Annotated in this window: 21 protein-coding genes; 13 read left to right on the top strand and 8 right to left on the bottom strand. The window is 42.7% G+C overall.

What is annotated here, in order from left to right:
• Nucleotides 1-6: 6 nt before the first annotated feature.
• Complete coding sequence (locus tag BLS28_RS25510) at nucleotides 7-1,641, top strand: FMN-binding glutamate synthase family protein (protein ID WP_091174413.1); 1,635 nt, start codon at nucleotides 7-9, stop codon at nucleotides 1,639-1,641.
• Nucleotides 1,642-1,779: 138 nt separating this feature from the next.
• Here the strand turns inward: BLS28_RS25510 and BLS28_RS25505 are convergent, their stop codons facing one another.
• Nucleotides 1,780-2,265, bottom strand: a complete 486-nt coding sequence (locus tag BLS28_RS25505; protein ID WP_091174409.1) for a nuclear transport factor 2 family protein — start codon at nucleotides 2,263-2,265, stop codon at nucleotides 1,780-1,782.
• A gap of 316 nt (nucleotides 2,266-2,581) precedes the next feature.
• Between BLS28_RS25505 and BLS28_RS25500 the strand changes: the two genes are divergently transcribed.
• From BLS28_RS25500 to BLS28_RS25490, 3 genes are all read left to right on the top strand, one after another.
• On the top strand, nucleotides 2,582-2,998 hold the full coding sequence (locus tag BLS28_RS25500) for a hypothetical protein (RefSeq protein ID WP_091174405.1): 417 nt from the start codon (nucleotides 2,582-2,584) through the stop codon (nucleotides 2,996-2,998).
• Between the two features lie 51 nt (nucleotides 2,999-3,049).
• Nucleotides 3,050-3,643 (top strand): penicillin-binding protein activator LpoB, encoded by a 594-nt coding sequence (locus tag BLS28_RS25495; RefSeq protein WP_090533063.1) that lies wholly within the window; start codon nucleotides 3,050-3,052, stop codon nucleotides 3,641-3,643.
• Between the two features lie 63 nt (nucleotides 3,644-3,706).
• On the top strand, nucleotides 3,707-5,131 hold the full coding sequence (locus BLS28_RS25490; RefSeq protein ID WP_091174403.1) for a COG3014 family protein: 1,425 nt from the start codon (nucleotides 3,707-3,709) through the stop codon (nucleotides 5,129-5,131).
• 49 nt (nucleotides 5,132-5,180) lie between these two features.
• Here BLS28_RS25490 and BLS28_RS25485 read toward each other — a convergent pair whose 3' ends face one another.
• The 3 genes from BLS28_RS25485 to BLS28_RS25475 form a co-directional block, all read right to left on the bottom strand.
• Entirely contained in the window at nucleotides 5,181-5,399 is a 219-nt protein-coding gene (locus BLS28_RS25485) for a hypothetical protein (RefSeq protein ID WP_091174400.1), read from the bottom strand.
• Nucleotides 5,400-5,417: 18 nt separating this feature from the next.
• On the bottom strand, nucleotides 5,418-5,975 hold the full coding sequence (gene phnN / locus BLS28_RS25480) for a phosphonate metabolism protein/1,5-bisphosphokinase (PRPP-forming) PhnN (protein WP_091174397.1): 558 nt from the start codon (nucleotides 5,973-5,975) through the stop codon (nucleotides 5,418-5,420).
• An 89-nt stretch (nucleotides 5,976-6,064) separates the two neighbouring features.
• Entirely contained in the window at nucleotides 6,065-6,862 is a 798-nt protein-coding gene (locus BLS28_RS25475; protein ID WP_091174394.1) for an endonuclease/exonuclease/phosphatase family protein, read from the bottom strand.
• 289 nt (nucleotides 6,863-7,151) lie between these two features.
• Between BLS28_RS25475 and BLS28_RS25470 the strand changes: the two genes are divergently transcribed.
• The 3 genes from BLS28_RS25470 to BLS28_RS25460 all read left to right on the top strand — a co-directional run bounded on the left by BLS28_RS25470 (nucleotide 7,152) and on the right by BLS28_RS25460 (nucleotide 9,025).
• The gene (locus BLS28_RS25470) at nucleotides 7,152-7,817 is read left to right on the top strand and encodes an O-methyltransferase (protein WP_091174390.1); all 666 of its coding nucleotides are present in this window, start codon (nucleotides 7,152-7,154) and stop codon (nucleotides 7,815-7,817) included.
• 257 nt (nucleotides 7,818-8,074) lie between these two features.
• On the top strand, nucleotides 8,075-8,581 hold the full coding sequence (locus tag BLS28_RS25465) for a GbsR/MarR family transcriptional regulator (RefSeq protein ID WP_091174387.1): 507 nt from the start codon (nucleotides 8,075-8,077) through the stop codon (nucleotides 8,579-8,581).
• A 72-nt stretch (nucleotides 8,582-8,653) separates the two neighbouring features.
• Nucleotides 8,654-9,025: a hypothetical protein gene (locus BLS28_RS25460; RefSeq protein WP_091174382.1), complete on the top strand. Its 372-nt coding sequence runs from the start codon at nucleotides 8,654-8,656 to the stop codon at nucleotides 9,023-9,025.
• Nucleotides 9,026-9,104: 79 nt separating this feature from the next.
• Here BLS28_RS25460 and BLS28_RS25455 read toward each other — a convergent pair whose 3' ends face one another.
• Entirely contained in the window at nucleotides 9,105-9,470 is a 366-nt protein-coding gene (locus BLS28_RS25455; protein ID WP_091174378.1) for a response regulator, read from the bottom strand.
• Nucleotides 9,471-10,534: 1,064 nt separating this feature from the next.
• Complete coding sequence (locus BLS28_RS25450) at nucleotides 10,535-10,891, bottom strand: response regulator (RefSeq protein WP_091174373.1); 357 nt, start codon at nucleotides 10,889-10,891, stop codon at nucleotides 10,535-10,537.
• A 368-nt stretch (nucleotides 10,892-11,259) separates the two neighbouring features.
• On the opposite strand from BLS28_RS25450, the gene BLS28_RS25445 reads away from it, so the two are divergent.
• The 5 genes from BLS28_RS25445 to BLS28_RS25425 all read left to right on the top strand — a co-directional run bounded on the left by BLS28_RS25445 (nucleotide 11,260) and on the right by BLS28_RS25425 (nucleotide 16,568).
• Nucleotides 11,260-12,576: a gluconate:H+ symporter gene (locus BLS28_RS25445; RefSeq protein WP_091174370.1), complete on the top strand. Its 1,317-nt coding sequence runs from the start codon at nucleotides 11,260-11,262 to the stop codon at nucleotides 12,574-12,576.
• A gap of 4 nt (nucleotides 12,577-12,580) precedes the next feature.
• On the top strand, nucleotides 12,581-13,402 hold the full coding sequence (locus tag BLS28_RS25440) for an alpha/beta fold hydrolase (RefSeq protein ID WP_218134512.1): 822 nt from the start codon (nucleotides 12,581-12,583) through the stop codon (nucleotides 13,400-13,402).
• A gap of 106 nt (nucleotides 13,403-13,508) precedes the next feature.
• Entirely contained in the window at nucleotides 13,509-13,859 is a 351-nt protein-coding gene (locus tag BLS28_RS25435) for a YMGG-like glycine zipper-containing protein (RefSeq protein WP_090533047.1), read from the top strand.
• 200 nt (nucleotides 13,860-14,059) lie between these two features.
• A complete protein-coding gene (locus BLS28_RS25430) occupies nucleotides 14,060-15,229 on the top strand; it encodes a BamA/TamA family outer membrane protein (RefSeq protein ID WP_256337534.1) in 1,170 nt (389 codons plus the stop codon).
• 100 nt (nucleotides 15,230-15,329) lie between these two features.
• Complete coding sequence (locus BLS28_RS25425; RefSeq protein WP_256337533.1) at nucleotides 15,330-16,568, top strand: multidrug effflux MFS transporter; 1,239 nt, start codon at nucleotides 15,330-15,332, stop codon at nucleotides 16,566-16,568.
• Between the two features lie 101 nt (nucleotides 16,569-16,669).
• Here the strand turns inward: BLS28_RS25425 and BLS28_RS25420 are convergent, their stop codons facing one another.
• Together BLS28_RS25420 and BLS28_RS31010 are read right to left on the bottom strand one after the other, a co-directional pair.
• Nucleotides 16,670-17,077 (bottom strand): hypothetical protein, encoded by a 408-nt coding sequence (locus BLS28_RS25420; RefSeq protein WP_091174360.1) that lies wholly within the window; start codon nucleotides 17,075-17,077, stop codon nucleotides 16,670-16,672.
• Nucleotides 17,078-17,221: 144 nt separating this feature from the next.
• A complete protein-coding gene (locus BLS28_RS31010) occupies nucleotides 17,222-17,383 on the bottom strand; it encodes a hypothetical protein (RefSeq protein ID WP_176844569.1) in 162 nt (53 codons plus the stop codon).
• Between the two features lie 286 nt (nucleotides 17,384-17,669).
• On the opposite strand from BLS28_RS31010, the gene BLS28_RS25415 reads away from it, so the two are divergent.
• Nucleotides 17,670-19,559, top strand: coding sequence for an SPFH domain-containing protein (locus BLS28_RS25415; protein WP_091174356.1), 1,890 nt, complete (start codon nucleotides 17,670-17,672; stop codon nucleotides 19,557-19,559).
• The last annotated feature ends 193 nt before the right edge of the window (nucleotides 19,560-19,752 follow it).

Here is a 19,752-nt window from a genome sequence, read left to right as displayed (position 1 = left end):
CTATCCATGAGAAAGCTCTTCGTTGTTTCGTTCTTTATCATATTCAGTATGCTTGCTTTGTGGACTGTCATCTGGCCACCCGCTGCATGGTCGTTCCTGTTCATTGGACCTATATATCTTATCGGTTTTTATGATATGGTGCAGCCTAAGCATAGCATTGTGCGCAATTACCCTGTATTTGGCCACCTGAGGTATTTGATGGAAGAGTTAAGACCCAAAATATACCAGTACTTTATTGAAAGCGATACCAACGGTACGCCTTTTAACCGTCAAAACAGGAGCGTAATTTACCAGCGAGCCAAAAAGGTTGATGACACCCGCCCCTTTGGTACCGAGCTTGATGTTTATGATAATGGCTACGAATGGCTTAACCATAGCATCGCCGCTATTGATCACCATAAATTAAATATGGATCCCCGTGTAAAGGTCGGCGGGGCATCCTGTACGCAGCCTTATATGGCCAGCGTATTTAATATTTCGGCCATGAGCTTTGGTTCGTTGAGTATGAACGCCATACTGGCCCTTAACGGCGGTGCAAAACTGGATAACTTTGCGCATAACACCGGCGAGGGCGGATTGAGTGATTACCACTTGCAACCGGGCGGCGATATCATTTGGCAAATAGGCACCGGCTATTTCAGTTGCCGCCATAAGGATGGTACTATCAACTACAATGCCTTTGCCGAACGCGCGGTGCTGCCACAAGTGAAAATGATCGAGATCAAGCTGTCGCAAGGAGCAAAGCCCGGTCATGGCGGGATATTGCCCGCTGCCAAAGTCACTCCTGAAATTGCACGGATCAGGCTGGTGGAGATGGGGGAGGATGTAGTATCGCCGCCATACCATACCGCGTTCACCAATCCATTGGAGCTGATGGTATTTATTCAAAAGCTTCGGGATCTTTCAGGCGGCAAGCCAATCGGATTTAAATTGTGTGTAGGTCATAAAAGCGAGTTTTTAGCTATTTGCAAGGCCATGGTTAAAACAGGCATTACTCCTGATTTTATTACTGTTGATGGAGGAGAAGGCGGCACCGGCGCTGCCCCGCTTGAGTTCAGTAACTCGGTAGGGATGCCGCTGCGCGAGGCTTTGGCTTTTGTTTATGATGCGCTGACCGGGTTCGATCTTAAAAAACATATCAAGCTTATAGCATCAGGCAAAGTAGCCACGGGTTTTGACCTGGTCAAAAATTTTGCCCTCGGCGCCGATATGTGCAACAGTGCCCGTGGCATGATGTTCGCCCTTGGCTGCATCCAGGCGCTGGAATGCAACACGAACACCTGTCCAACCGGTGTGGCTACACAGGATAAAAGCCTGATGAAAGGCCTGGTAGTGGATGATAAAAAAGTACGTGTGGCAAATTTTCACCGGCAAACGGTGAGCAGCGCCATTCAAATGATAGGTGCCGCGGGTTTAAGCAAACCGTGCGACCTGCACCGCATGTATATTTACCGTCGTGTTAACCACAGCCAGATCCTGACTTATGGCGAGTTGTTCCCTTACATCCCCAAAGGCAGTTTGTTAAACACACCTTATCCGGCATCGTTTGAGTTTGATATGGCCATCAGCAGCGAAAATACGTTTGTGCCTGATTATAGCGGGATTACAAATGTTGACTATAGCAATGTGAGTTCGTATTGAAGAAACTTGAGAGTTGGTGATAGTTAAAAATGGCGCGATTGCCGGTTCAAGCACGAATGCCTGAACCGGCGGGTTATATTGCGAAAGCCCCGCGCTTGAGAGGGAAATTCAAAACACTTAACGGATCTGTTAGCATAATTAATGTCCTACACTTACTACCCTTGTCACTTTCCATTGCCCGTCCTTATACTGCCAAATGTGTACGAATTTCATTAGGCCGATTACCGGTTGGCCGTTTTCGGTATGTGTGAAACGATGCGTACCCATTTCAATAGCGCCAAAACCGGGCATGGGGTAAACCTCAAGCGTTTCTTTAAGCAGGTCGCGGCGCAGGTCGGCGGCTTGTTTGTTTTCAAAAATTCCTTTAAAGCCGGCCATGGTGCCGTCATAGTCGGTTAAGCCCTTACCGTCATTATAAAATTCAACATCGGGCGCAAACAGTGTTTTCATCACTTCTAAATTACGGCCGTTAAAGGCGTTGAACATTACACTATCCATGTGTGCGATGGTGTTAAATAACTGCTGGTCTTTTGGTTTAAAGGCCTTGGTTTGCGCGTTGGCAACCGAGGCAGACAGTATCGCAGTAAAGCCAATAATAAACAGGGTATAGGTTGATTTTTTCATGATATGATAGAGCGTCTAATAATTAATTCACATAAAATAATTAAATAATGTTAATAAACAGAATGTTAAGCTTTAGGCTTTGTGCATTTTGCTTTTAGCTTTATATAAATGTTAAATATATCATCATGACGCGCCACCATGACCGATAGTGACAATGATATAGACCATTTTCATGGTTAAAAAAAACGTATGGTACTCCTGCAATTCATAATTAAGTAAAAATGCTCCCGATTAACATAATTTAACGGTTTATGCCCGGTGCCTGTGTAATATTTGGACTGCATTTTACGTAACTTTACTTATTAAATTAAGCGCAATGAAAAGGAATATCTTTATGATAGGCTTGATGCTTTTAGGCGGTTTGTTTAGTGGCGCCGTAAAGGCCCAGGAAACAGCATCGCTGGTTGCCGATCAAAATCCACGCTACATGGAAAGCCAGGCAAAATATATCAGGGTTGCCGATACCCTGAACAGCCTGCACGGGGTAACCATACAAAATACTTACAAAGCTTACGATTGGTATGAAGCCAAACTGGAACGCCGCCGTCAAAACCGCGCGTGGCGGCATGAGGAACGCATGAACGGATATTATGATTATTCACCGTCATGGGGCTTATATGGCGGCTACTCTTATTCGCCATTTTTAAACTATGGATGGGGCAATCGCTGGGGCGGCTATTATGGTGGCCGCTGGGGCGGCCGTACAAGCATCGGTATCGGTTTTGGCTGGTAACAAATTAAGCAACAATCAATCTAACACATCATAATTTATAATATACTACAAATGAAATTTAACAGGATTTTAACAGTTGCTGCAATAGCAGTTTCAGGGATTTTTATAGCCTCATGTTCAAGGCAGGTTACACGCGTTAGCACCGACCAAACTATTGATGTTAGCGGCAACTGGAATAACAGTGATGCACGAATGGCAGCCGATGAGCTTACCGGAAAAATTTTAGGTGCTAACTGGATAGATACTCACCTTAACGAGCACCAGGGTAAACGCCCGGTAGTTATAGTTGGCTTTGTACAAAATAAAAGCCACGAACATATTGATGCCGAAACATTCTTAACTGATATTGAAAGCTCATTCATCCAATCGCAAAAAGTACGTTTGGTGCAGGGCGGTAAAAAACGTGATGAGTTACGTGCCGAAAAGGCCGATCAGCAAACAAACGCTACGGTATCAAGCATGAAAAAATTTGGCCTGGAAAATGGTGCCGATTATATACTGCAGGGCTCAATCAATTCAATAGTTGATTCGCACAAACGCCAAAAAGTTGTTTACTACCAGGTAAATCTGGAGCTTACCAACATTCAAACAAATGAAGTGGTTTGGATAGGCGAAAAGAAAATTGCCAAATACGTTAAAAACTAAAGCTGGTAAACATCATTGCCCTGAACATGGTACGCCTGTGTTCGGGGCAGTTTGCATTTAATAATGATCAACTTACGTACGCATATTCTCCGGGTATTTTCTTTTATCGGGCTGATGCTTTTTTTATCGGCGTGTTCAACCTATAATCAAAGTGTTGCTCCTTATTACAAAAATGTATCGGCCGGTAACTATCCCCAGGCCGAGAAGGAGCTTGATAATAACAGCCTGATTCAAAAGCCCCGAAATAAGCTCCTGTACCTGATGGAGAAGGGGAGGATCTGCCATTTAAAAGGCGAGTACGAAAATAGCAACAACTACTTTAACCAGGCCGATCAGTTGCTTGATGAAGGTTTGACCAGCGCATCTGACGCCGCTGTTGGCGTTTTGCTTAATTCCGCATCGCAAAGGTATAAAGGAGAGGATTTTGAAAAGTTCATGATCCATTATTATAAGGCGCTCAATTATTTGTACCTGAATAAAACAGAGGATGCAATTGTTGAAGCCCGTCGTATTACTTTACAGGCTCAGGAACAGGGCGATAAGTATAACAATAAAGACAGCCGTTACTCAAACGACGCATTTTCGCTGACGTTGCAGGGGATGTTGTATGAAAGCAACAACGATGTAAACAATGCATTTATATCATACAGGAACGCGGCTGAGATCTACCTTAAAAGTCCTGATAAAACTTATTACGGTACCCCGATGCCCGTTGAACTGGAGGAGGACGTGATCCGCACGGCAAAGCTGAACGGTTTTACAACAGAAGCTGACCAGTTTGAAACAACCTTTGGCATTAAATATGAACCTGTAAAACCATCGGAAGGCGGTGAGCTGATATTTTTTTGGGAGAACGGCCTTGCCCCGGTAAAAACGCAGGTCGACCTGTTTTTTAGCCTGATCCGTAACAGCAACGGCGACTTGTTTTTTACCGATGCTGCCGGAGGCCTGGTAATTCCCTTTAATTACGACGGTGACAGGAACAGGGTGAACACCAAGTCGGTTGAAAGCCTACGGGTTGCATTTCCTAAATATGTTGCGCAAACGCCATATTATTCAAGCGCAAGTATCTCGGTTAATAACCAGGATGCGTCATTGGTAAAAGCTGAAGATATTAATGAGCTGGCATTTAAAACTTTGCAGCAGCGTGCATTAAAAGAAATGAGCGGGATCCTGTCGCGCCTTGCTGTGAAGAAGATAGCCGAATATTCGATACGTGCAGCTGCCAAAAGTGATGGCAAAACCAACGGGTTATTGGAAGGGCTCGGTTATGGCATTCAGCTTTACAGCTTACTATCTGAAAAAGCAGATACCCGCAACTGGCAAAGCCTGCCGGCTTATATTTCTTATGCACGGATCCCTTTGCAAAAAGGAGATAACCAGGTGCATATTACCCTCAAAAATGCCCAGGGCGCCACTGAAACCAAAACCATTACTATACAAGGGAATGGCAGGTTGCAGTTTTATAATTATGCTACCTTGCGATAGCTTGCAACAATATTTGAGATTTTTATATAAATAAAAAAGCCATTTGCTGTTAAGGGCAGATGGCTAATTTATATTGATAGGGTTTAGGTTCGATATTTAAATACTTTTCTAAGTATTTTTCAAAAATAGCTTTAATATCATCTCCTTGAAATACCCCTTTATCAGTATATTTAAGTATTTCACGGTTCGCCTTCAAAAAAACTAAAATATCTACTGCAATTGCCAGCTCAGTAATCTTTCGGTGTATTGAACCATCAATAGTTTTCATCACATATTGAAAGCAGGTTTAAGCCAGTTGTTTTTCCGTTACCGAGACCAGGTTTACCAGTTCGTTCCCGGCAAGTTCAATAGCACCGTCATTCTGTATTTCGATGCAGTTTTCGAGATTGGTGTTGAGTTCGGCAGTGCGGGCTATACGATTGGCTATTTCTTCAGTGTTTTCCCGTCCGCGCCCAACCAGGCGACTTGCAATAGCTTCGGGACTCGCAGTTACTAGTATTACTATCAGATCGGGGTAGAGCCGCTGTGCAACGGGCAGGTATTCGCGCGATCCGTTAACCACCACATTAAAGCCTTTATTAAGCCAGTTGTTTATTTCCTGGCCTATGCCATAGTATTTATCGTGGCTGCCCCAGCTTAAAGCAAACATCCCGGCTTTGCTTCTTAATGCAAATTCCTCATTGGTTAAGCTAACGTGGTTCTCATTGCCAGAAAATGGCGGACGGGTAATATACCGGTGTGCAAATACCACATTTTCCGATCCGTTAATTTGCTTGCGGGCGTAATTCATCAAGGTGTCTTTGCCTGCTCCGGATGCGCCAATAACATAAAATAGCTTGCTCATGGTGGTTTTTTATGGATGAAAAGAGCGGATTGTTTGAACCGCTATATTTTGGATGGTAAAATTACCGATTGACGGCAGGTTGTTTATAGTCAATTTATTACAAGTGTTGTGGTGATGCCGAAATGATCGCTCGGGTACAAGCCGGTTTCTTCATCAGGCACGTTTAATACCACTGCCGAATCGATAAACCGCGGATAATTATCCGTATCAGGGAAAGGCAAAGTGAAAATCTGATCAACACATACCTGTTTGTTGGCTTTGTAATAGGCGTCTGTAAGGCTGTATCTCGGTTCTGTACCATTACCTTCGGTATAACAGTCAGCAGCTTTAGATAATTCCCGGAAAGCCATAACCGCTTCCGAATCGGGTGTAGCATTAAAGTCGCCGCAAACAATGTGGTATGGTTTTGGGGTTTCCTCAATAACAAAACCCGCAAGGGCTTCGGCCTGGGCTTTTCTTAGGCCTTTATGCTGGCCCAGGTGTGTAAGATGGGTAGTGGTAACAGTAACTGTTTTTCCCGATGGCAGGTTTACGTTTACCCGGAAAGCTTTGCGGTCGTTATCTTCGGCTACTACAGGTAAATCAAAACTCCCGGTTTCGGTAACCGGGTAAACTGATAATATGCCCAGGCCCGATGTACTGTTGACCATACTCCCTTCAAACCGTCTTTTTTTTGATCGGCCGGGTAAAAAACAATAGTGCATATTTAATTCGGCAGCCAAAAATTTCAGGGTATCAGCATTTGCTTCTTCACTGTAAAAACATTCCTGGCAAGCTATAACATGAGGTTTTAATTGTTTAAGTTGTTTGGCAAGTATGCCCATGCGCACCCGATACTCACCATCACATTTCCATGTATTTATGGTGACAATTTTAACATTTTCCACTCAGGCAATATCAGCAATCTAAATTATACAATCAATATTCGGTAATTATTAGCTGATAACACCGGCCTGGCGATACTGACCAGGAGCCTGCCGGTTAACCCATGTAAAATTTACGGTATAAAAGTTTCAATTGAGCGTGGCAAGAGGCAAGGTGTTTTCGGCAAACAGGTTTATAAAACTATTAATTTCACATATAGCAATTTAAATTTAAACCAGTTCATTAGCTTTAGGCTTTGTGCGTTTTGCTTTTAGTTCGTGTTTAATTTTATCATAATAAAAAATTTGCGTTATGGATACTTCACTTTTTGAATCGGTTGATCAGTATATAGGTAATTTGTTTGAGGATGAAGACGCGGTGCTGAAAGGTACTTTGAAATCAATGGAGGATGCCGGTATTCCGGGCATCAATGTGTCGGCTAACCAGGGTAAGTTTTTACAGGTACTGGCCCATTTATGTGGTGCGAAAAAGATCCTGGAAATAGGTACGCTTGGCGGTTACAGTACCATTTGGCTGGCCCGCGCGCTGCCTGCCGATGGACAGCTCGTTACGCTTGAACTGGAACAGGCTTATGCTGATGTTGCCCGCCGGAATATCATCAACGCCGGTTTGGACCCTGTGGTTGAAATTAAAGTAGGCAAGGCAATGGAGAGCCTCGCAACCCTTGAGGCCGATGATGAAGGCCCGTTTGATATGATCTTTATTGATGCCGATAAGCTACCTTATACCGAATATTTTGAATGGGCGCTTAAACTTTCCAGGCCCGGTACCCTTATTGTTGCAGATAATGTAATCCGCGAAGGTAGAGTACTTGATGATAACTGTGATGATGAGCGCGTTAGCGGGGTGCAGCGTTTTAATAAAGCGCTTGCCGCCAACCAACAGGTAACAGCCACCATTATCCAAACAGTAGGAACCAAGGAGCATGATGGCATGGCTATAGCTGTTGTGAAGTAATTTAATACCACGTTGGCGGGCTGTTTCGGTAAACGGAGTGCTTTACAAACCGTTGGCTCCTTTGCTACAGCTGTGTTTGCACGTACAGAATGTGGTGCATATTTATTTTACATTTTAAAACAAAGCAAGTGAAAGCGCATTAACCTCTAACCTCTAACCTCTAACCTCTAACCTCTAACCTCTAACCTCTAACCTCTAACCTCTAACCTAAATTTTCATTTTTTTTTGAAAGTTTAAAAACTTGTTTATATTTGTGCATGGAATTGGCAGAGGCAAAGTTAAAGTTCATTGAGGCCTGGGGTAAGCTGGGGTCGGAGTGGGGGATTAACCGTACCATGGCCCAGGTACATGCTTTGCTGATGATCTCGCCAGAAGCTTTGACCACTGAAGAAGTGATGGCCGAATTAAGCATATCACGCGGTAATGCCAATATGACCCTGCGCGACCTCATTGATTGGGGTTTGGTTGAAAAGCGGCATAAAACCGGCGAGCGTAAGGAGTTTTTTTACGCCGAAAAAGATGTATGGACTATAGCCCGCTGTGTTGCCGAAGAACGTAAAAAGCGCGAGCTTACACCAATCATTAAAATACTTGATCAACTGGCTGAGGTGGATGGCGATACAAAAGATCCGGCTTATAAAACATTTAAAACCACGGTTACTGATATAAATAAGCTGGCTAATAACGTGAACAAAACACTTGATACCATGCTCAAGGCCGAAGAGAACTGGTTTTTTGGTTCGATATTGAAAGTGTTTAAATAAATTTTTTTACAAAAAAATTTTCAATTTTTACTGAAAATTCTAAATAATTAATAATAACTAAATCTTTGTATCATGAACTACTTTATTTTAACCTATGTCATTTACCTGTTGGCAAGCATAGCATTAACAGTATGGGTTGCCAAAGTGCTGTTTAAAAACGGGCGTATATTTTTAGTGGATATTTTTCACGGCAATAGTGAACTTGCCGATTCTGTGAACAAGCTGCTTGTAGTAGGCTTTTACCTGGTAAATATAGGCTATATGAGCCTGGCCTTAAAGGAGTATGGCAGTATTGCAAATATGCAGGTAGTGGTTGAAGTACTGAGTTATAAAGTGGGCTGGATAATTTTAATATTGGGCGGTATGCATTTCCTAAACCTTGTCATTTTCTTTAAGCTGCGTAATCGTGCTAAACGGGAAAATGCATTTACTATAAATGCTTAGTTTTTAGTTTTGTTTTGATTTGACGGGGTAGGCCAATATTTGCCTGCTCCGTTTTTTTTGCGGGGACATGTCCAGTATATCAGGCAGCATTTCTTAATTGTCTGTTTATACTATTCAGCAAAACATCAATATCAAAGGGTTTGGCTATAAAATCATCAGGCGAACCGGCTTGGCTGAGCATACCCGGATTATGGCTTGCCGAAATTAATATAACAGGGATGTTTTTGGTTTCCTGTTGGTTTTTAAGGGTCTTGCAAAGTTCACGGCCATCTAAATTGCCGAGCATAATGTCAAGCAAAATCAAATCGGGTTCATGTTGCTTTATCCGGTCAAACAAATTTTTGCCTTCAGTTAAGGTATCAACCTCGTAGCCTGAATCTTCCAGTATATATTTTATGATTTCTAAAATATCTTTGTCGTCGTCCACCGCTAATATCCGTCGCATAGGTAATCTGTTAAAAAAATGTATCAGCAAAAAAGTCAATGGCGATATGGCTTTATACAATATCAGGAAAATTACAGCAATTTTTATACCAAGTATTATGCTTAACTATCTTAATCCAAATTTGTAGTTTATACGGCTTTATATGGGAATACTCTGTAATTCTGTATTTATAACATATACAACGATTATATTTTTGTATACAAATAAGGTCGGGGCTTTAAAATAACAGTATAAGAGGAGTGCAAACGCAGATTATCTGCATTTACTGGTAATAACAGGGTATCAATACACCGAAGAAATTGATTAATTGAAAATTATTTGATGAAAACGTGAGCCGATTTTTTGCACTTTGCGCAAAAATATTTCCTAACTGGTATAAAAAACAGGACGTTTTTCAAAAACCAACTCCTTCGCATCTGGAAGTGGTAAGGGGCTCCGCATTTTGAACAATAATATCTTTTCTTTGACTTGGCTTCGTTTTCTTCCACAAACTTAAAATAACAGGCAGCCAAAATACAATATCTATATTATGGTGAAGAAGAAAAGGAAGGAAAAGTACTTTTAAGTAAGTGTTGATTTCTTTTTATGAAATAAATTATCGTAATACGTATCTCTTGCGTTGGCATTTGAAGCACATGTACCTCTTTAAAGGGAGAAAAAACAAAACTTTTTTCACAAAAAAGCCTCTGGGCACACGGTTATCAAGCTCTGATTTACACCTTGGGCATACCGGTGCCTTTTTTACTTCTGTTTTCTCGTGTTGATTTATTGATAGTACCATAATACAATCAGGGGCTTATTGTATTTAATTAATTATTTTGCTTTAACCTATAAAACAAAGTTAAAATAATTACCAATATTTCAATCATGCTCTTTAAGTATTGATAATTAGTCAATTTATACCTTGAAAATATGCTGTATTTGTAATGTTGAATGCTTTAAAGCGCTTTCTTTGCTTTTTTTATAATTATTATCCCGGTTTAGCAGAAGAAAAAAATGAAATAAAGGTTAAATGGATAGTGCAAGAGGGAGGTAAATTGACCGCTGAGGTTGAGATTACGTTTTTAAAGCAGGTTATTAACCTTTTCAACAAGTTCGGTCAAATCAAATGGTTTGTTGATTATTGCGTCGCACCCGTAGCCGATGAGCTCATTTTCATTGTTCACATAGGCCGAGAATATAATAACAGGAGTATTGCCAAATTTAGGATGTACTTTTATGTTTCGGCAAATTTCGCCGCCATTGGTACCCGCTACCCGGTAATCAAGTATAACAAGGTCCGGTTCAAAACTCTCAATTAACGGAAGCACATCGGTGCTTATTGATGTACTTTTAACTTCAAATTGTTCATAAGTAAGGGTTTCATGCACAATATCAAGTATGTCTTGATTGTCGTCTAATACTAAAATACGCTTTACCATAATAAAAGTTAAAGAAATAAATGCCGAAAAGGTATTAAAGTATGTGTTAAAATTACAGTATCCTGTAAAATAGCGGTTTGGGTTAATCTTAATCGGATAAAACTTTAACGCAAAATTAAAACTATTTTTTATAAAATTAATAAAACAATGCTATAAATAGCAACATGTTGTATGTTAGTTACACAAACTGCTTGTTTTTCAAGTACAAATGACAAAATTAAAAGGCTTATTGATTATTGAGGCCGGGTTATCAAAGCTTTTACCATATAAAAACCCTAAACTCAAATTTTGTTATTACTTTAGTTGGCATCAGCAGGTGCCCTATACTGAGGTTGCACGCCCGCTGGCCACACATAACCTATAACTTAATGGTACTGTTAACTATCTTTTTTTGTATTGTTTTACTGGTTTTGCTGGTGAGCCTGGTAAAAATAAACCCTTTTATTGCCTTTCTCATTGTTTCGATAATTGCAGGTTTGTTATTAGGCATACCCATTAATAAGGTAACCGCTTCCGTTCAAAAAGGCATGGGTGATATTTTAGGTCAGCTGCTCATCATTATTTGCCTGGGCGCTATGCTTGGAAAGCTGGTTGCTGTGAGCGGGGCCGCGCAAAAAATAGCGAGTGTACTTGTTGCCGCCGTAGGCGAAAAATATATTCAATGGGCGCTGGTTGCAGCTGGGTTTATTATAGGCATTCCGCTGTTTTATGGTATTGGCTTCGTGCTGATGGTACCGCTTATATTCTCGGTGGTTTACAAGTATAAACTGCCGGCTGTGTATATAGGCTTACCCATGCTGGCTTCGCTGTCGGTAACGCATGGTTTTTTGCCCCCGCACCCGTCGCCATCGGCATTAGTGGCTTTATTTCACGCTAATATGGCAACTACCTTTATTTACGGACTTATGATAGCTATTCCGGCTATTATACTGGCGGGGCCGGTGTTTGCACAATTTCTTAAAAAAATCCCGTCGGAGCCGCTGGCTACTTTCAGGGCTGAAGAGTTACCTGCCGAAAAGCTGCCCGGCGCGTTCAATAGCTTTTTTACGGCTTTATTGCCGGTTTTGCTTTTAATGCTTACCGCATTTTTTCCATACCTTAACATACAGGATCCGGGTGTAGCAAAGTTTATCACATTTCTTGGCGATCCTTCAATTGTTATGCTGATAGCGCTTATGGTTGCCACTTATACTTTAGGTATAAAACAAGGTAAAAGCATGGGCCAGCTTGCGGGCAATTTTACCGATGCCGTGAAGGATGTGGCCTTGATATTATTGATCATAGCAGGATCGGGCGCCTTTAAAGAGGTTTTAACCGCCAGCGGTGTAAGCGGCCAGATAGCATCGCAACTGCAATCGTTCAATTTGCCGCCGTTGTTATTAGGCTGGGTGATAGCCGCTATTATCCGCGTTAGTTTGGGCTCGGCAACAGTTGCCGGACTAACAGCTGCAGGCATTGTTGCGCCGCTGGTTTTGCAAAATCATATTAATCCCAATTTAATGGTATTATCTATCGGGGCCGGGAGCCTGGCATTTTCGCACGTAAACGACTCGGGTTTTTGGTTGTATAAAGAGTATTTTAATTTAAGTATTAAGGATACTATAAAATCATGGTCATTAATGGAAACGCTTGTTTCTGTTATAGGGCTTGTGGGGGTAACCGTTATTAATCTGTTTATTAAATAAAAATATGCTTGTTATCAAAAAACTATCGGCAAGTTTAGCTCTGTTAATTTTTATGCTGATTACCGGCAATTGTGTATTAGCGCAGCCGGTTACTGCTCCGGGCAGCTATTATACCTCGTTTGATGGTGTTAAAATCCATTATGAAGCGAAAGGCGATGGCTTCCCGGTGATACTGGTACATGGTTTTTCGGGCACGGGCGAAGGCTGGAAAAAAGGAAAGCTTTATAATGATATGTTAACGGCTGGTTATAAGGTGATTATACTGGATCAGAGGGGCAACGGACGGTCGGACAAGCCCCACGATGATGCGGGTTATGCTAACGATGCCGAAGCTAAAGACATTATGGGCCTGGCTACAAGCCTGGGGCTGAAACGATATGATGTTGTTGGATACTCCCGCGGATCGATCATTACTTCGCGCGTGTTTGTGCTGGATAAACGGGTTCAAAAGGCGGTAATGGGTGGTATGGGCGATGCTTACACTAACCCCGAATGGCCGCGAAGGATTCATGCTTATAAGGCTTTAATGGGCGATACCAGCTTTCATGATGTTGATGGGATGATCAATTATATCCACAGTAACCCTTTTGATGAACTTGCTTTAGCCTATCAGCAAAAGTGGCAGCCATCAACCAGCAAACAGGAGTTAGCTAAGGTGAAAATCCCGGTACTGCTCATAGATGGGACCGAAGATCATGATAACGGCGACGAGGTTGCTCTTCATAAACTCATTCCCGGCTCAAAGCTGGTTCACGTTCCGGGCGATCATAACAGCGCCAGCCGCACTCCCGAATTTTCAAAAGCTGTAATAGCTTTCCTGAAATAAACATTGTCGGTTAACTTTTAATTGTTGAATTTTTGTGCCGCTATTTTCGATAATGGTCTATTATTTGCATGAGTGTTTATGTTAACACTTATAAATACATACCATTATGAAAAAGCTAATGATATATATGTGCTTTTTAATTGGCCTGATGCTATCCATCAGTATCACTGCCAATGCACAAACCACACAGAAAAAGGGAATAAGTAAACAAGGCAAAGGCGCAATCATAGGTGGAGCAGGCGGTGCAATTGCGGGTGGCCTTATTACGCATAGTGCGGGCGGCGCTTTAGTTGGCGGTGCGCTTGGTGCCGGTGGCGGTTATATTATCGGTAATGAAGCCCGCCGGCGCGAAGAGAAAAGGCAGCGTGCTGCCCGCATTGCCTGGCGCAGGGCACATCCCCATCACCATTATACCACAACCAAAACAACCGTAACAAAACAAACAACCTATCATTAATTTAAATGGTTGTTATAAAGGCCTGTAGGTTTCAATGCTTACAGGCCTTTTTTATTTCAATTAATTTAGCTAAATTGAAGCGATTGCCCTGTTTTCTCCGTTATTAAAATTATTAACAGCCAAACAGCAAGTCAATATTTTTCGTTTAAGGTACGATGGTAAAAGGGTTATGCGTAATAGTTTTATGTTTGATTCCGGCAATGTTGCTGGCACAGCAGCCGGTTGCAGATACCATCAGCATAAAAAAAGATTCAGTACCGCAACGGGATGTTATTGACATTGTACGTTCGCTTTTTAAAATACAACCCCGGCACCAGGCAACTCAACGGAAAAAGATCTACTTTTCTGTTTTTCCCACCTCAACAACCGATGGGCGGAGTGGCGGAAAAGCATTGTTTACTTCAACAACAGCTGGGTTTTATCTGGGGGATGAAGCTACTACTAATTTATCAAGCTTTACTTTTACCCCTTATTTTAATTTGAAAGGGAGGTACGGCTTGCCTATCCGGTCAAATATCTGGCTTAATAATAATGAGTGGAATATACAGGGTGATACCCGGCTGATGGTTTACCCTCAATATACCTGGGGCTTGGGTGGCAACCAGGGGCCAGCGGATAAGTTTTTGATAAATTATAATTATCTCCGCTTTTATCAAAGCGTGTTAAAGCAGATTAAGCCATACTTTTATGCCGGGTTAGGGTATAATTTGGATTACTATATGGATATTGAAAGCAACGGCGATCAAAACCTGCGTAAGTTTACCGGTTATAAATATGGTACTGCGGCCGATCAGGATGCGTTTTCATCGGGTGTAACGCTCAATTTATTATACGATTCGCGCAAAAACTCAATCAATCCACTACCCGGGGCTTATACCAACATAGTTTACCGGGTTAATGCCAAGGCCTTTGGAAGCCATACCGACTGGAGGTCACTGTATATCGATATGCGTAAATATGTGCAGTTAACCAACTCGGGGCCTAAAAACGTGCTGGCTTTCTGGGCCTATTACTGGACAACACTTACGCCCCGCACACCTTATCTTAACCTGCCAAGTCTTGGCTGGGAACCTTATCAGCGATCGGGCAGGGGATTTCCGCAAAGCCGTTACCGGGGCGACAGGCTGGTATATTTTGAAACTGAATACCGCCGCGATATCACCCGCAATGGTTTATTGGGCTTTGTAGTATTTGCTAACGTAAACTCCGTTACCGAGCCCGAGAACCATGCTTTTGTGTACTGGCACCCAGCAGCCGGCACAGGCCTGCGTTTTAAGTTCAATAAAAAAACAGGAACCAATATCAGCCTCGATTATGGCATGAGCAAAAACTTTTCATCAATAAGTCTTAATTTAGGCGAGGCGTTTTAGGGGAGTTCATAGTCGATGGTCCATAGACAATTGCCTGGACTTTGAAAAATCACTAAGATACAATAAATCCAATATCACCATCGACCATGGCCTATTGACCATGGACCAAATAAATATGACCAAACAAAAATATACAGTACTGATCCTCATATTGGGTTCGCTTACGGCACTTGGCCCTTTTTCTATCGATATGTACCTGCCGGGCTTTAAAGCCATAGCTAAGTACTTGCATACCAGTACCGATGAGGTAGCGCTGTCATTATCGAGCTATTTTATTGGCATCGCCGCCGGGCAATTACTTTATGGGCCTTTGCTCGACAGGTTTGGCCGTAAAAACCCATTATACTGGGGGCTTGGACTTTACATCGTGTCATCAATGGGATGTTTTTTCTCTTCATCGCTCGAAATGCTTATTGCACTGCGTTTTTTTCAGGCGGTGGGCAGCTGTGCGGCAAGTGTAGCCGCCATGGCCATGGTGCGTGATTTGTTCCCGATTGAGGATAATGCCAAAGTATTTTCGTTGCTGATCCTGGTACTCGGTGCTTCGCCTATGCTGGCCCCTACCGTAGGCAGTTATATTACCGCGGCTTTTGAATGGCAGGTCATTTTCCTGGTATTAACTATTATAGCGGTGCTCATATTGCTGTCCGTAATATTCTGGCTCCCCGAAAGCTATCAGCCCGATCCTGCTTATTCCTTAAAGCCAGGGCCGATTATAGGGCATTTTATAACAGTTTTAAAGGATGCGCAGTTTGTAACCTATGCCATAGGCGGCGCGTTCGCTTTCGCGGGTTTGTTTGCCTATGTTTCGTCATCGCCCATTGTGTTTATTGAGGGCTTTAAAGTAAGCGAAAAACAGTTCGGCTGGATCTTTGCAGGGCTTTCGGTAGGGTTTATTGGTTCAAGTCAGCTAAACAGTGTGCTGATAAAAAAATACAAAAGCGAACAAATGATAGGCGCATCACTTATTTTAATGGTGATTATCTCCACATTTTTTTTGGCGGGTTCATTAAATCATTGGTTCGGGATAGGTGGTACTATAGCGATGATATTTGGAGTGTTATGCTGCGTTGGCATTTGCGCGCCCAATACATCAGCATTATCCCTTGCTCCCTTCTCTAAAAATGCGGGCTCGGCTTCTGCAATATTGGGCGCATCGCAAATGGCGGTGGGGGCCTTGTCATCTATCGGTATCTCTATAATAAAACAACACAGCTCGCTGCCCATGGCGGCGGTTATGGCAGCCTCATCAATTTTGGCACTCCTGATTGTATTTATTGGCAAGCGGTTTATAAAAAACAAGGTTGAGGCAAGCACAGATGTTGTTGCGGCACATTGAACCTTGATTTTAGGATTACAGGATTAGCTTGATTTTAAATTACTTGTAAATTGCTGCCACAAGGCACAGCCTTGTGGCCTGCATGCAAAGAATTAACTGACTTAAAATTTGCTTGCCCGCAAAGCTGTAACCTTTGAGCCTTCGGGGCCGGTACTTTCAAAAACTATCTTAGTGTCGGTTAGTTCCGAAACGTAAAAAACGAAATTGCGGGTTTTGCCATCAGGGAGTTTCTCGGTTACATTCATGTTGCTGCCATTCAGCGTAAAAGAGCCGTGCGACAGGAACTTGCCGCCCCACACAATCAGGAATTTCATTTCGGGCGTAAACTGAATATAAGGTACGTTGGCATCCAGCTCGGCTTGTTTTACGGTATCGGGCGGGCTGGCATTTGGATGCTCGATTTTTATATATTTCCATTTGCCGGTAAGCGTCCTAACCGAAACTTCAGGTTTACATGATGCTATAAAAAGCACTACAACAGCAAACAATAAAAAGCCTTGTTTTATCATAACAGAAAAATGTTTGGATAAAACTATACAATTGCTTTTAAAATTGAAAGCGAAGGCTTAGTCTTTAGTCTAAAGTCATAAGTCTGAAATGCGGTGAGGAAAAAGAGATCTTTTGACTTCCGACTTAAGTCTATTGATTTTACACTATCTCTTCTTCAAACCTTTATTAGTGCGCTCTTCGGCTTGCTTCACTTCATCTTTTTCACTTAGTGGGCCTTCGGTTTTGATCTCTTTGGCTTTTTGTCCACCCGCTTTTGCCGGACTTATCCTGGTGCCTTCTTTTTTGATGTCTTTTGGGATACTCATAGCGGTAATGTTAAGTATGCATTAAACAATAGGATACTTATTTAACTATACCTGTTGTAAAATGTTTCCTGAAAAGCGTTATAAAATTTACTTTCTGTGTATCAATTAATTACATGTATCTGACGATGCCCTTAAAATATTTTTAAGATTTTTCGTAACAAAGCTTAATTGCAACTGTCTTAATGACACTATATAGCCAAGGTACTCTTCCAGGTAAGCTATAAGTGTTGTGAGGGCCCGCACCTTAAGGGTTCCGTTAAAAAAATCAAAAACAATCTTTAAAAAAATGGACAATCTAATTGTTAGTCTGTGGTGGGTTATACCCGTCATAGTGTTATTGCTGATGTACAAATTTGTTTTGCGCGTGTTTTGCGGCATGGTTATCGTTCCGGACGACCGTATTGGGTTGGTGATCAAAAAGTTTGCCCTTACAGGTAACAGCCGCCTGCCCGATGGTCGGATCATTGCCACCAAAGGCGAGGCTGGTATGCAGGGCCGTGGCCTTGCGCCGGGCTTATATTGGAAAATGTGGCCATGGCAGTATACTATTATCATGCAGCCCTTTACCATTATTGAGCAAAACAAGCTTGGCCTGGTAAAAGCAAAAGACGGTGCCTCGTTTGATACCGGCCGTGTGCTGGGTAAACCGGTTGATTGTGATAAGTTTCAGGATGCGGTAGCATTTTTGGATAATAATGGTCAAAAAGGCCCGCAGGCAGCTTTCCTTACACCGGGTAGTTATCGCATCAACACATTTTTGTTTGATATTGAGATGGTGCCTATCACCCAGATCCACGAAAACAAAGTAGGTATTATTACCACTTTGGATGGCGAGCCGCTGAACAAAGGCGAGATAGCCGGCGAATCGGTTGCAGGGCATAAAAACTACCAGGACCCAATCGCTTTTATCACCGCAGGCGGTCGCAAAGGTTTGCAGGAGGACGTGATCCTGGCGGGTACTTACTACCTTAACCCCTGGTTTGTGAGCGTTGAGCAGGTAGATATGATCTATATCCCTATCGGTTACGTAGGTGTTGTAAACTCCTTTGTGGGCCCGGAAGGCAAGGATACCAGTGGCGATAATTTCAAACATGGTAACATTGTTAAGCGTAACGAAAAAGGGGTTTGGGACGAACCGCTCGATCCCGGTAAGCACCCGGTAAACATCTATACCCATGCTGTTGAAATTGTACCCACAACCAACATCGTATTAAACTGGGCAGATAGCCGCACCGAGTCGCACGAACTGGATAAGAACCTGTGTACCATTACGGTAAGGTCAAGCGATGGTTTTACTTTTAACCTGGATGTGTCACAGATCATCCACGTGCCACGTAACGAAGCACCGAAAGTGATAGCAAGGTTTGGTAAAATGAAAAACCTGGTATCGCAGGTACTGGAGCCAACTATTGCCAACTACTTCCGTAACTCGGCCCAAAAAAGTGATGTGATCGGCTTCCTGGCCAACCGTATCCAAAGGCAAACTGATGCCCGTGAGCATATTGGTCGCGTACTGGAAACCTATAACGTAATTGGTGTGGATACCCTGATAGGTGACATAGTGCCTCCGGCAGCGCTGATGAAAACACTTACCGACCGTAAACTGGCCGAGGAGGAAAAGGTTACTTACGAGATACAGCGCCACGCGCAAATTGAACGTAAAGAATTTGAAAGCGCCCGTGCCGGTGCCGATATGCAGCCTGAGGTAGTAAAATCAACCCGCCAGGTTGAGATTAACACCCAGATGGCCGCTTCAAGGGTTGCCGCTTCAAAAGGTGAGGCAGAAGCTAAGACCATCAACGCCAAAGCCGATGCTGAGGTAAGGATCACGATAGCCAAAGCCGATGCCGAAGCAAAAACAGTGAACGCCAAAGCCGACGCTAACGCCACAGAGGTGAATGGTATGGCCGAAGGTGCCAAGATCAAAGCCATAGGTTTATCAGAAGCCGAGGTTACCAAACAAAAAACCGAAGCCATGGGTACCGAACAATACGCCATAGTGCGTGTGGCCGAAGCTTTGGCTGCTGCAGGTATTAGGTTGGTTCCTGAGATATTGGTAAGCGGCAAAGAGGGCGGTAGCGGCGGTATGATTGATGCCCTCATAGGTACCGAAATGCTCAAAAAACTGCAGATCGAAAACCAGGGCAAAGGCGGCAACACCACTAAAGGCGAATAATTGAATATCCCTTTGCATAAAAATTTGCGGGTTGGTTATGTAATCCCTTCAAATTATGCATCGTGGTTAAGGTTTGTGATGAGAGATTTTGAGGAAGAGTACAAAATAACTCAAAATCCTAAACCTTTTTATTGAAGAGATCAACGGTTGGAGGTTGGTAATTAAATGCCGCCTCCGGCCAAAGATAATACGT

Source organism: Mucilaginibacter gossypii (assembly GCF_900100945.1).
In the GTDB taxonomy this organism is placed as follows: domain Bacteria; phylum Bacteroidota; class Bacteroidia; order Sphingobacteriales; family Sphingobacteriaceae; genus Mucilaginibacter; species Mucilaginibacter gossypii.
This window is presented reverse-complemented; position numbering and strand designations above follow the sequence as displayed.